Raw genomic sequence first — 12,588 nt, forward strand, 5'->3', positions numbered from 1 at the left:
GAAACCGGTCCCACATAAGTCCTGCGCATGTCGCTCGCCCGCACAAGGATTACTTCTTCATCAACCCCGCACACGCCGCCTTGAACGCCTCGTGCTGATATTTATTCAGCGAGTCGGGCAGGGCGAAGTCGTGTTTTTTGTTCTGCGCATTGATGGTCTGGGGCGATAACAGGGTGACGGTGCAGTCCGGCAGCAGCTGGAAAATCGTCTCGATCTTGAAGGTGGTTGGGCCGCCAGCGAACTCGCCTTTCTTGCTGCGTTTCTTGATGACGATATGGCTGATGCCGTTTTCTCGCACGAAACTGGCGATCTGCTGAGCGAAGGCCTTGACGTTGGCGGACTCGTCGTCATCCTCCAGGCCGATTTTCTTGATCGCCAGGGGCAGGTGGCCGACGCCATCCTGCTGGCGCGTGGCCAGGGCGAAGATGGCTTCACTGCCTTTGATTTCTATACCGCAAATGATCATGGGAGAACCTTGGACGCTAACGGAATGCATAAGCGTCTCAGGGTAGCTCATTGTGCGGTCATTCCTGTAACACCGACTCCAGATACTCCGAGCGCTCATCACTGGTGTGGGCGATGCAGTCGTTCATGGAGATGTTGTAGGCCAGGCTGCCTGCAGCGGAAGGGAACACTTCGACGGCGCAATCGGCATCACGCAGCTTTTCCCAGGCCTGCTGGCCGGTCTTGAGCTTGCTGATCAGGTCGTTGGCCTGGCTTTTGTTGGCGCCGAACTGAGTATTCACGCGCTCCTGCAGGTTCTTGAAATTTTCCTTGAGCAGTTCCTCGGCGGTGTCGCGGCTGTATTTCGAGCACTCCAGGGTCTGCTTGTCCTCGTCGACGCCATCGCATGGGTTGCGATCCGGGTCCTGCGCCGCGTGGGCAGCGGTGGTGAAAAGAGCCAAGGCCAGGAAAATCGTCTTCATTAGGTCGCTCCGATCCATTAGATGCGTCGAATTCTGGCCCAAGCGCGGGCCAAAGAACAGTTTTGCAGGATGTAACGTAACCGCGTCCTGTCGCCCATTGTCGTTTCTTGACGCTTTCGGCAAACCCCCTGTCGTTTTTGCACCCGGCTCGCCTGACCCTCGGGCTTATGCTGGCCCCAATAGCGCCGACAGCCGATTCGGCGCATAGCACCTATAAGGGGACAGCCTGATGAGCCCAGCCGAATTGCACGCCGACAGCATCGTTATTGACGGTCTGATCATTGCCAAGTGGAACCGTGAGCTGTTCGAGGACATGCGCAAGGGCGGCTTGACCATGGCCAACTGCACCGTCTCCGTCTGGGAGGGTTTCCAGGCCACGGTCAACAGTATTGCCTCCAGCCAGAAGCTGATTCGCGAGAACAGCGACCTGGTCATGCAGGTGCGCACCACCGCTGACATCCGCAAGGCCAAGGAACTGGGCAAGACCGGCATCCTGTTCGGCTTCCAGAATGCTCATGCTTACGAAGACCAGATCGGCTACGTCGAAGTCTTCAAGCAGTTGGGCGTGGGCATCGTGCAGATGTGCTACAACACCCAGAACCTGGTCGGCACCGGTTGCTACGAGCGTGACGGCGGCCTGTCGGGCTTCGGTCGCGAAATCGTCGCCGAAATGAACCGTGTCGGCGTGATGTGCGACCTGTCCCACGTCGGCTCCAAGACCTCCGAGGAAGTCATTCTCGAATCGAAGAAGCCAGTGACCTACTCCCACTGCCTGCCTTCGGGTCTCAAAGAACACCCACGCAACAAATCCGATGCCGAGCTCAAGTTCATCGCTGACCACGGCGGCTTCGTCGGCGTGACCATGTTCGCGCCGTTCCTGGCCAAGGGCATCGACTCCACCATCGACGACTACGCAGAAGCCATCGAGTACGTCATGAACATCGTTGGCGAAGACGCCATCGGTATCGGTACCGACTTCACCCAGGGCCACGGCCAGGACTTCTTCGAGTACCTGACCCACGACAAGGGCTACGCCCGTCGCCTGACCAGTTTCGGCAAGATCATCAACCCGCTGGGTATCCGTACCGTCGGCGAGTTCCCGAACCTGACCGAAACCCTGCTCAAGCGCGGCCACCCGGAACGTGTGGTGCGCAAGATCATGGGTGAGAACTGGGTACGCATCCTGGCCGACGTCTGGGGCGAATAAGCCTCGTCGATTATTGAATTTCACCCTCTCCCGTTTGCGGAGAGGGCATCAAACCGAATTTTCTGGAGTCAAGTTTCCATGGCCAAGATCGCCCCGCAATTGCCAATCGAAGTCGACAGCGAAACCGGTGTCTGGACTTCCGACGCCCTGCCGATGCTGTACGTGCCACGCCATTTTTTCGTCAACAACCACATGGGTATCGAAGAAGTTCTGGGCGCTGACGCCTACGCCGAGATTCTTTACAAGGCCGGTTACAAGTCCGCCTGGCACTGGTGTGAGAAAGAAGCTGAATGCCACGGCCTGGAAGGCGTCGCGGTGTTCGAACACTACATGAAGCGCCTGTCGCAGCGCGGCTGGGGCCTGTTCAAGATCCAGGACATCGACCTGGACAAGGGCACTTGCAGCGTCAAGCTGGAACACTCGGCGTTCGTCTACGTGTACGGCAAGGTCGGTCGCAAGGTCGATTACATGTTCACCGGCTGGTTCGCTGGCGCCATGGACCAGATCCTGCAAGCCCGTGGCAGCTCGATCCGCACCGTTGCCGAGCAAGTCTACGGCGGCTCCGAAGAAGGCCACGACGACGGCCTGTTCACCGTCAAGCCGTTGTAAGTCGAGGTTTCCGTCATGGCTTTCGAAGCAATGTTCCAGCCGATTCAAATCGGTAAGTTGACGATCCGCAACCGCGTCCTCAGTACTGCGCACGCCGAGGTCTACGCCACTGATGGCGGCATGACCACCGACCGTTATGTGAAGTACTACGAGGAGAAAGCCAAGGGCGGAATCGGTCTGGCCATTTGTGGCGGCTCTTCCAGCGTGGCTATCGATAGCCCGCAAGGCTGGTGGAAGTCCGTCAATCTGGCGACCGATAAAATCATTCCACACTTCCAGAATCTGGCCGATGCCATGCACAAGCATGGCGCCAAGATCATGATTCAGATTACCCACATGGGGCGTCGCTCGCGTTGGGACGGCGATCACTGGCCGACCCTGATGTCGCCGTCAGGCATCCGCGAGCCGGTGCACCGCGCGACCTGCAAGACCATCGAGCCGGAAGAAATCTGGCGCGTGATCGGCAACTACGCCAGTGCTGCGGCACGGGCCAAGGCCGGTGGCCTGGACGGCGTCGAGCTGTCGGCGGTGCACCAGCACATGATCGACCAGTTCTGGAGCCCGCGGGTCAACAAGCGGACCGACGAATGGGGCGGCAGCTTCGAGAACCGCATGCGTTTCGGTCTGGAAGTGATTAAGGCTGTGCGCAAGGAAGTCGGTCCTGACTTCTGCGTGGGTCTGCGTATCTGTGGTGACGAATTCCATCCGGATGGTCTCAGCCATGACGATATGAAAGAGATCGCCAAGTATTACGACCAGACCGGCATGATCGACTTCATTGGTGTGGTGGGTTCGGGTTGCGACACCCACAACACCCTGGCCAACGTTATCCCCAACATGAGCTATCCGCCGGAGCCGTTCCTGCACCTGGCGGCCGGTATCAAGGAAGTGGTCAAGGCTCCGGTCCTGCACGCGCAGAACATCAAGGACCCGAATCAGGCCACGCGTATTCTGGAAGGCGGCTATGTGGACATGGTCGGTATGACCCGCGCCCACATCGCCGACCCGCACCTGATCGCCAAGATCAAAATGGGCCAGGTCGACCAGATCAAGCAGTGCGTCGGCGCGAACTATTGCATCGACCGTCAGTACCAGGGCCTGGATGTGCTGTGCATCCAGAACGCCGCGACTTCCCGTGAATACATGGGCGTGCCGCACATCATCGAGAAATCCACCGGGCCCAAGCGTAAGGTTGTGGTGGTCGGTGCCGGCCCTGCCGGGATGGAAGCTGCCCGGGTATCCGCCGAGCGCGGTCACGACGTGACCCTGTTCGAGAAGAAAGAATTCATCGGTGGCCAGATCACCACGGCGTCGAAAGCGCCGCAACGTGACCAGATCGCCGGTATTACCCGCTGGTTCCAGCTGGAGCTGGCACGGCTGAAAGTCGACCTGCGCCTGGGCGTGGCGGCCGATGCGGCAACCATTCTCGACCTGCGTCCGGATATCGTCGTACTGGCGGTGGGCGGTCATCCGTTCATCGAGCAGAACGAGCACTGGGGCGCGGCTGAAGGTTTGGTTGTCAGCAGCTGGGACATCCTCGACGGCAAGGTCGCACCGGGCAAAAACGTGCTGGTCTACGACACCATCTGTGAGTTCACGGGTATGTCTGCCGCCGATTTCATTGCCGACAAGGGCAGCCAGGTCGAGATCGTCACCGACGACATCAAGCCGGGCGTGGCCATGGGCGGTACGTCGTTCCCGACTTACTACCGCAGCATGTATCCGAAAGAAATCATCATGACCGGCGACATGATGCTGGAGAAGGTCTACCGCGAAGGCGAGAAGCTGGTGGCGGTGCTGGAGAACGAATACACCGGCGCTAAAGAAGAGCGTGTAGTCGATCAGATCGTCATCGAAAACGGTGTGCGTCCTGATGAAGAAATCTACTACGCCCTGAAGGAAGGCTCGCGCAACAAAGGCCAGATCGATATCGACGCCCTGTTCGCCATTCAGCCGCAACCTTCGCTGAGCCAACCGGGTGACGGCTACCTGCTGTTCCGTATCGGTGACTGCGTGGCTCAGCGCAATACCCATGCGGCGATCTATGACGGCCTTCGTCTCTGCAAGGATTTCTAAGCCCGAACCTTGTGGGAGCGAGGCTTGCCCGCGATGGGCGATAACGCGGTACATCTGAATTATCGCGCCGACTTCATCGCGGGCTAGCCACGCTCCCACAGGCAGACCGAGTGCGCTGTAGGAGCTCCACATGCTAAACACCCTTCTTCCCATCCTGTTGTTCGCTGCCTTGGGCCTGGGTGTCCTCGGCGCGCTGCGACGGGTCGCCATGTGGCGCCGGGGTCGTGCCTCCAAGGTCGATCTGGTCGGTGGCCTGCTGGCCATGCCCAAGCGCTATATGGTCGATCTGCACCATGTGGTCGCGCGGGACAAATACATCGCCAATACCCATGTCGCGACAGCGGGCGGGGCGGTGGCGTCGATCATTCTGGCGCTGCTGGTCCATGGTTTCGGCCTGCATAACCGCATCCTCGGTTACGCCCTGCTGTTGATGACGGCAGTGATGTTCGTCGGCGCGATCTTTGTTTATCGCCGTCGCCTGAACCCGCCAAGCCGCCTGTCCAAGGGGCCGTGGATGCGCCTGCCGAAGAGCCTGATGGCGTTTTCGGTGAGCTTCTTTCTGATCACCCTGCCGGTCGCGGGCATCCTGCCCGAAGACTTCGGTGGCTGGGTGCTGGCGGCGATTCTGGCGGTCGGTGTGCTGTGGGGCGTGTCCGAGCTGTTCTTCGGCATGACCTGGGGCGGGCCGATGAAGCACGCCTTCGCCGGTGCTCTGCACCTGGCCTGGCACCGTCGCGCCGAACGCTTTGGCGGCGGTCGTTCCACTGGCCTCAAGCCTCTGGACCTGACTGACCCGCAAGCGCCCCTGGGCGTGGAGAAACCCAAAGACTTCACCTGGAACCAACTGCTGGGCTTCGACGCCTGCGTGCAGTGCGGCAAATGTGAAGCGGCTTGCCCGGCATTTGCGGCCGGCCAGCCGTTGAACCCGAAAAAACTGATTCAGGATATGGTCGTCGGCCTGGCCGGTGGCACTGACGCCAAGTTCGCAGGCAGCCCTTACCCCGGCAAGGCGATTGGCGAGCATGGCGGCAACCCTCATCAACCGATCGTCAATGGTCTGGTCGATGCCGAGACCCTGTGGTCCTGCACCACCTGCCGTGCCTGCGTGGAAGAGTGCCCGATGATGATCGAGCACGTTGACGCCATCGTCGACATGCGCCGCCACCTGACCCTGGAAAAGGGTGCCACGCCGAACAAGGGCGCCGAAGTCCTCGACAACCTGATCGCTACCGACAACCCCGGCGGCTTCGCACCGGGCGGGCGGATGAACTGGGCGGCGGACCTCAACCTGAGCCTGCTCAGCGAGAAGAAGACCGTCGACGTGCTGTTCTGGGTCGGTGATGGCGCCTTCGACATGCGCAACCAGCGTACTCTGCGTGCCTTCGTCAAAGTGCTGAAAGCGGCTAATGTCGACTTCGCCGTACTCGGCCTGGAAGAGCGCGACAGCGGTGACGTTGCCCGTCGTCTCGGTGATGAAGCAACTTTCCAGATGCTGGCCAAACGCAATATCCAGACCCTGAACAAATACAGCTTCAAGCGTATCGTCACCTGCGATCCGCACAGTTTCCATGTGCTGAAAAACGAATACGGCGCCTTTGGCGGCAACTACCTGGTCCAGCACCACAGCACCTACATGAACGAGCTGATCGGTGGTGGCGCGCTGAACCTGGGCCAGCACAAAGGCTCCAGCGTGACTTATCACGATCCGTGCTACCTGGGCCGCTACAACGGCGAGTACGAAGCGCCCCGTGAAGTGCTGCGTGCCCTGGGTATCGAGGTCAAGGAAATGCAACGCTCCGGCTTCCGTTCCCGCTGTTGCGGTGGCGGTGGCGGCGCGCCGATTACCGACATTCCCGGCAAGCAGCGCATCCCCGACATGCGCATGGAAGACATCCGCGAGACTGGCGCTGAGCTGGTGGCGGTAGGTTGTCCACAGTGCACGGCGATGCTTGAAGGCGTGGTCGAACCGCGGCCGATGATCAAGGACATTGCCGAGCTGGTAGCCGACGCACTGCTCGAAGAGGCTCCGGCGGCCAAGTCGACACCCGCCAAACGTGAACCTGCGGAGGTGCACTGATGAGCGACATTATTCGCCGCGACCCTCGCGCTGAGTGGATCGCCCGCAACCGCCTGCACCCGCTGCATGCAGCCATGCAACCGATCCAGGCCAGCTGGATGGGGCCTAACGGCCTGATGCGCAAGAACGTCCATGGTATCGGTTTTATCGGCCCTAACGGCATCAAGCGAATCGACCGCAGCGGCGCACAACAGGGCGGCACGGTCAAGCGTACCGCGTCTGCTGAAGTGCAACTGCCGCTGCATCAGATTGCTGAGCCCGCTTTCTATATCTGTGTGGCGCCGGACATGGTCGGTGGCCGCCTGAGCAGCCACGACCGCGATTTGCTCGGCCTGGCTCATAGCCTGGCGGGCAAGGACGGTGCAGTACTGGCCGTGGTCTTTGGCGAGCACAAGGAAAACGCGTTCGCAATGGCAGGCGTGGACCGCCTGCTGGTGCTGGAAGGCAGCGAATTCGCCGGTTATTCGCCGGAGCAGCGCGTGCAAGGGCTGCGGGCTGTGGATAACCAGTTCAACCCGCGCCACTGGTTGCTGCCGGACAGCCGCAGCGGTGGTGGCGAGTTGGGCCGTCGTTTTGCCGCCAGCCTGGGCGAACGCCCGGCGACGCGGGTGTGGCAGGTCAAGGACGAGCAATGCATCGGCCGGGCCGGTGCGGGCCGTGAAGACCTGGCGCGGCCATTGGCGCGCCTGATCCTGGCCGCCGCCGAGTGTGCCGAGCCGGTCAGCGAAACCCGTCACGAAGCCCTGCCGGTGGAGTTATCCACAAGCGTGGCGCGCAGCCTGCCGCGCATCGAAGACCTCGGTGCCGTGGCCGTGGACCCGGGCGCCATTCCCATGGCCGAAGCCGAGTTCATTTTCTCCGGCGGCAACGGCGTCAAGGATTGGGACCTGTTCCATCGCACCGCAGCGGCCCTCGGCGCGACCGAAGGCGCTTCGCGGGTGGCCGTGGACGATGGCTTCATGAGCCGTGATCGTCAGGTCGGCGCGTCCGGCACCTGGGTCACCGCGCGGGTGTATGTGGCTGTGGGTATCTCCGGTGCGATCCAGCATTTGCAGGGTATCGGTGCCTGCGACAAGGTCGTGGCGATCAACCTGGATGCCGGTTGCGACATGATCAAACGGGCGGACCTGTCAGTGATCGGCGAAAGCGCCGAGATCTTCAAGGCCCTGATCGCCGCTGTCGAGGCGTACCGCAATGAGGCAAAACGTGATGCGGCCTGATCAAGCGAGTTCACCTGTGGATAACAATGCTGTGCACATCATCAGCCTGGTCTCCATCGGCGCCCACCCGACCTCGGGGCGGCCGCGTCGTGCCGAGCAGGACGCCCGTGGCGTCGAACTGGGCCTGCAACTGGCGGGAAAAAACCTGCATGTGTTGCATGCCGGCAACGTCGAAGAGCCGGCCCTGCGCGCTTACCTGGGCATGGGCCTGGATGAGTTGCACGTACTGGAACAACCTGAAGGCGCTGATGCCCTGCCAGCACTGGCGGACTACATCCGCGATTCCAATGTGCAGGTCGTGCTCAGTGGCAGTCAGGCGGAGACCGGCGAAGGCTCGGGCATGCTGCCGTTCCTGCTGGCCGAAAAGCTTGGCTGGCCACTGGTGGTGGGCCTGGCGGAAGTCGAATCCCTGGACAACGGCGTGGCCCTGGTCCTGCAAGCCCTGCCACGGGGCCAGCGTCGTCGCCTGAAAGTGCGCCTGCCGTTCATGGCCACTGTGGATAACGCCGCACCCAAAGCCCGGCAAAGCGCCTACGGCCCGGCCCAGCGCGGAGTGCTGGGCGCCGAGGAAGTGGAAGTGGTGGTGGACGAGTTACTCACAGGCAACGCCCTGCAACCGGCCAAGCCACGGCCCAAACGCCTGAAAGTGATCAAGGCCAAGAGCGGCGCCGACCGCATGAAGGCCGCGACCGCCAAAGCCAGCGGCGGTGGAGGCCAGGTGCTCAAGGGCGTCAGCCCCGAAGAAGGCGCTGCGGCGATTCTCAAACTGTTGGTGGAAGAGGGTGTGGTGCGCTGACATAGCACAACTCACTCCTCACAATAAACAATGCCTCGCTCCAACGGGGGTAGGCTGTGGCGCCCTGATTCTCATGCAATCAGCGGCGCCACGATTTTTTCTGGAGCTCCATCAATGCCCGTCGTTTTTCGCCCTGCCGTCGCCAGTGACGCCCGTGAAATCGCCCGTCTGTTCCAGGTCACTTCTGAAGGCGCTTCGGACTACATCTGGAGCCAACTGGCTGAGCCAGGCCAGGACCTGCTGGATGTGGGCGCCATCCGCTACGCCCGCGAAGGTGTGGATTTCTCCTACCAGAACTGCCTGATCGCTGAAGCTGACGGCCAGGTGATCGGCATGATGCACAGCTACGTCATGCGCCAGGACCCGGACGCCACACCCAGCACTGACCCGGTGCTGGCGCCCTACAACGACATGGAGGTGCCTGACACCCTTTACATCTCCAGCCTGGCCCTGCACGAAGGCTGGCGCAGCCAGGGCCTGGGCGTACAGTTCCTCGACCGCGCACAACAGCGTGCCGACGCCCTGAAGCTCAACGGCCTGAGCCTGATCGACTACGCCGAAAACACCGGCGCCCGCCGCTTCTACGAGCGCCATGGCTTCAAAATCGTCAAGACCTGCCAGATTTATCCCCATCCGATGATTCGGGTGACGGGTGAGGCTTATCTTATGCACAGGGCCTGACCTAGCAGTTCTGCTAGTTATGCGCATCGGCAACGGGGGCTTGAACGCCTATGCCTATTGCGTAGAGGATCCCGTCAATCTTGTGGATCCTACGGGGCACTTGTAGTGGTTGAGAACGGCGACAACGGTGGTGGCTATTGTCGCCGCACTGGGTGGTGCTGCACTTTCGGCGGGTCTGCTCATAGCACCCAAAATTAAACCTGTTACCGCGCCCCTCAAGGGCATACGAGGGGCTGCTGCTGTAATGGGCGTAGAGGCGGGGCAGTGGCAGTTACGAGCGGTGGCTTATAGCTGGTGGGTAAACAGGAAGAGGCACAGTTGGTAAGTTTCGTAGGGGCGCTACTCACAGCGCCCGTTTCCTGGATACGTTTTGGTGCAACAGTGCGTGAGAAGTTGCAGGCGAGTCGCCAAGCGCGATTGATGGTATCTAGAATTCCGATTGCTTCAGCAGCGCAACTTAATGAGAGTTTTGCGTCTGCCCGACCTCTGATCAAACAACAGTCTCTAACCGGCAAGCTGAGTCCCGGGCCAGCGATCGTGCGAGGCAGTGACGGGGCTGAACAGCTTGATAGTCGGGACGTGCGCGGTAATAAAGGCTCTGTCTGCGCTAGGTGTTGCAGCTAGTGATTTATCGAGTGGATTCAGTCAGTTGCAGCGCCATCATCCGCGAAAAGGTCATGATCGTGCAGACTTCTTCGCGGATAAATCCGCTCCCACGAAATCCGCGATACCTCGTACGCAACACTTAACGCAGACAGAGCCGTAATAAACGCAGAAACTCCCGGCTCGGGTAACCGCCTGCACCTTGTTGAAAACGAATCAAAGACTCAGACAGCAGTTGTGCACATTCCCTGTTAGCGGTGCTGTGGATAACATGTTCGTTGAGTTGCGCGGACCGCGTAATATCTGGCTTGCAGAGGTTTGATCAAGTTTTGATCAGCCTATCCTGCGGTTATTAAAGGTTTTTTCTCCACAGTTGGACGCCTTGTCACGCTAAGGTTGCCCACAATTTCTGTGCGCGGTCATGTAGATAAGTTGTTCGTTATCCTCTGTAGACCAGAAAATACGGGGCTTACAGAGATATGATCAAATAGTGATCAGTTTCAGACCTTTTGAAAGAGTACATCCCTTTCCAGGCACTCCTGAAAACGTTATTCACTTTTCCACAGCCAGGCGGAGCCAATGCCAGGGTTGTGCACATTCTCTGTTGGCGCTTCTGTGGATAAGGTGTTCGTGGTCCGCTTAGGGCCATGTATTACGTGGCTTACAGAGATATGATCAATAAATGATCAGCGTGGAGGGAATTGTGGCTATCTGAATAAGTCACGGTTTTTCTTGGCTTTTTGCACAGGCGCAGAGGGACTTGCGCACATTTACTGTGGGCCTGCCTGTGGATAAGTTGTTTGTGGAATGTGGCGAGGTGCGGCGGGGTTGGTGTGGCGGGATGTTGGTTGTTTTTTGATCAATGTTTGAATCCTGTGGGACCGGCTTCAGCCGGGAAGGCGTCTTCCCGGCTGAAGCCGGTCCCACGGATGCTCAAAGGCTTACTCGTGGTTAACCGCAATACCCTTCAGGTATGGAGCAGGCTCGGCACCGAGGTTTTCCAGCATGCGTGCGCTGTACCAGTCGATGAAGTTGACCACGCCGAACTCGTAGGTCTTGGAGTACGGGCCAGGCTGGTAGGCGACGGAGTTGATGCCGCGCTGGTTTTCTTCGGCAAGGCGACGGTCCTGGTCGTTGGTGGCGTCCCAGACTTCGCGCAGGCGCGCGACGTCGTAGTCCACGCCTTCGACGGCGTCCTTGTGCACCAGCCACTTGGTGGTGACCATGGTTTCCTGGGCGCTGATCGGCCACACGGTGAAGACGATGATGTGATCGCCCATGCAGTGGTTCCAGGCGTGCGGCAGGTGCAGGATGCGCATCGAGCCCAGGTCCGGGTTCTGGATGCGGCCCATGAGCTTCTTGCTGCCTTGCTTGCCGTCCATGGTCATGGACACAGTGCCCTTGAGCAGCGGCATGCGCACGATACGGTTGCGCAGGCCGAAGCTGGCGTGGGCGAACGGGATCTTCTCGGCATCCCAGGCAGCGGCGGATTCGGCCACGTGGTCCTTGAAGGACTGAGTCGCACGCGGGTCGGTCACGTCATCCCATTCCAGCAGGGTATTGAGCAGCTCCGGGTGCGAACCGCTGCAGTGGTAGCACTCGCGGTTGTTTTCCAGCACCAGCTTCCAGTTGGCCTTTTCCATCAAGGTGCTTTGCACCGCCACCTTGGTGTTTTCCATGTCGTACGGTTCCATGTAGTGCTTGAGGGTTTCCAGGAACGCGTCGATGGCCGGCGGATTTTCGGCCATGCTGATGAAGATGTAGCCGCCAGCGGTCTTGACGTTGATCGGCTTGAGGCTGAAGTTCTTCATGTCGAAGTCAGCGCCCATTTCGCTGCCTGCGTACAGCAGGCGGCCGTCCAGTTCGTACGTCCACTGGTGGTAATGGCAGACGAGCTTGGCGACCTTGCCTTTTTCGCCGGTGCACAGACGCGAACCGCGGTGGCGGCAGACGTTGTGGAACGCGTTGACCGAGCCGTCCGGGCCACGCACGATCAGGACCGGGTTCTTGCCGATCTGAAAGGTCATGTAGTTGCCTTTGGCCGGAATCTCGCAGGTCATGCCGGCGATCAGCCATTCTTTCTGGAAGATTTCCTGCATGTCGATTTCAAACAGGCGCTCATCACTGTAGAAAGGCTGCGGCAGCGAATAGGTGCGCTCGCGATTCTGCAACATCTCGGCAGTGGCCTTGCGTGCAGGTTCCAGCGGATCGCCCAGGCTCAGGGTAGTAGTGTCCATCTCGGTAATCCTCATGACCGCTCACGGTGCGGTCGACGAAATTGGCTAATAACGGTTGTGTGGGTGTTTGCACGCTTGGCCGGTTCTTTTGCCGTCCATGCTTAAATATCGACAAATATTTAGCGGCGAGTGTGGAGCCGAGTCGCGACCGAACCT

The 12,588-nt window shown here is 60.0% G+C and carries 10 protein-coding genes and 1 pseudogene; 8 read left to right on the forward strand and 3 right to left on the reverse strand.

Translation table 11 applies throughout. The features are described 5' to 3' along the window. Positions 1 to 49 precede the first annotated feature (49 nt). The gene (locus AC1Z24_RS01750; protein ID WP_483744334.1) at positions 50 to 466 is read right to left on the reverse strand and encodes a DUF3010 family protein; all 417 of its coding nucleotides are present in this window, start codon (positions 464 to 466) and stop codon (positions 50 to 52) included. Positions 467 to 524: 58 nt separating this feature from the next. Next, on the reverse strand, positions 525 to 926 hold the full coding sequence (locus AC1Z24_RS01755; RefSeq protein WP_483744335.1) for a lysozyme inhibitor LprI family protein: 402 nt from the start codon (positions 924 to 926) through the stop codon (positions 525 to 527). Positions 927 to 1,155: 229 nt separating this feature from the next. On the opposite strand from AC1Z24_RS01755, the gene AC1Z24_RS01760 reads away from it, so the two are divergent. The 8 genes and pseudogenes from AC1Z24_RS01760 to AC1Z24_RS01795 form a co-directional block, all read left to right on the forward strand. Beyond that, positions 1,156 to 2,133, forward strand: a complete 978-nt coding sequence (locus AC1Z24_RS01760) for a dipeptidase (protein ID WP_259101650.1) — start codon at positions 1,156 to 1,158, stop codon at positions 2,131 to 2,133. A 78-nt stretch (positions 2,134 to 2,211) separates the two neighbouring features. Then, on the forward strand, positions 2,212 to 2,742 hold the full coding sequence (locus AC1Z24_RS01765; protein WP_259101652.1) for a DUF5943 domain-containing protein: 531 nt from the start codon (positions 2,212 to 2,214) through the stop codon (positions 2,740 to 2,742). Positions 2,743 to 2,757: 15 nt separating this feature from the next. Beyond that, on the forward strand, positions 2,758 to 4,818 hold the full coding sequence (dgcA, locus tag AC1Z24_RS01770; protein WP_259101655.1) for a dimethylglycine demethylation protein DgcA: 2,061 nt from the start codon (positions 2,758 to 2,760) through the stop codon (positions 4,816 to 4,818). A 130-nt stretch (positions 4,819 to 4,948) separates the two neighbouring features. Beyond that, a complete protein-coding gene (gene dgcB, locus AC1Z24_RS01775; protein ID WP_483744336.1) occupies positions 4,949 to 6,895 on the forward strand; it encodes a dimethylglycine demethylation protein DgcB in 1,947 nt (648 codons plus the stop codon). Then, the gene (gene etfA, locus AC1Z24_RS01780) at positions 6,895 to 8,115 is read left to right on the forward strand and encodes an electron transfer flavoprotein subunit alpha (protein WP_483744337.1); all 1,221 of its coding nucleotides are present in this window, start codon (positions 6,895 to 6,897) and stop codon (positions 8,113 to 8,115) included. The genes dgcB and etfA overlap by 1 nt, the downstream gene beginning before the upstream one ends. Further along, positions 8,105 to 8,911, forward strand: coding sequence for an electron transfer flavoprotein subunit beta (gene etfB / locus AC1Z24_RS01785; RefSeq protein ID WP_483746500.1), 807 nt, complete (start codon positions 8,105 to 8,107; stop codon positions 8,909 to 8,911). Before etfA ends, etfB begins: the two co-directional genes overlap by 11 nt. Positions 8,912 to 9,025: 114 nt before the next feature. Then, positions 9,026 to 9,592, forward strand: a complete 567-nt coding sequence (locus AC1Z24_RS01790) for an N-acetyltransferase family protein (protein WP_483744338.1) — start codon at positions 9,026 to 9,028, stop codon at positions 9,590 to 9,592. A gap of 28 nt (positions 9,593 to 9,620) precedes the next feature. After that, positions 9,621 to 9,692, forward strand: a pseudogene (locus tag AC1Z24_RS01795) (RHS repeat-associated core domain-containing protein); the annotation flags it as partial. A gap of 1,444 nt (positions 9,693 to 11,136) precedes the next feature. Here the strand turns inward: AC1Z24_RS01795 and gbcA are convergent. Beyond that, a complete protein-coding gene (gene gbcA / locus AC1Z24_RS01800; RefSeq protein ID WP_483744339.1) occupies positions 11,137 to 12,432 on the reverse strand; it encodes a glycine-betaine demethylase subunit GbcA in 1,296 nt (431 codons plus the stop codon). Between the last annotated feature and the right edge of the window lie 156 nt (positions 12,433 to 12,588).

This window comes from Pseudomonas sp. JL23 (assembly GCF_056933585.1).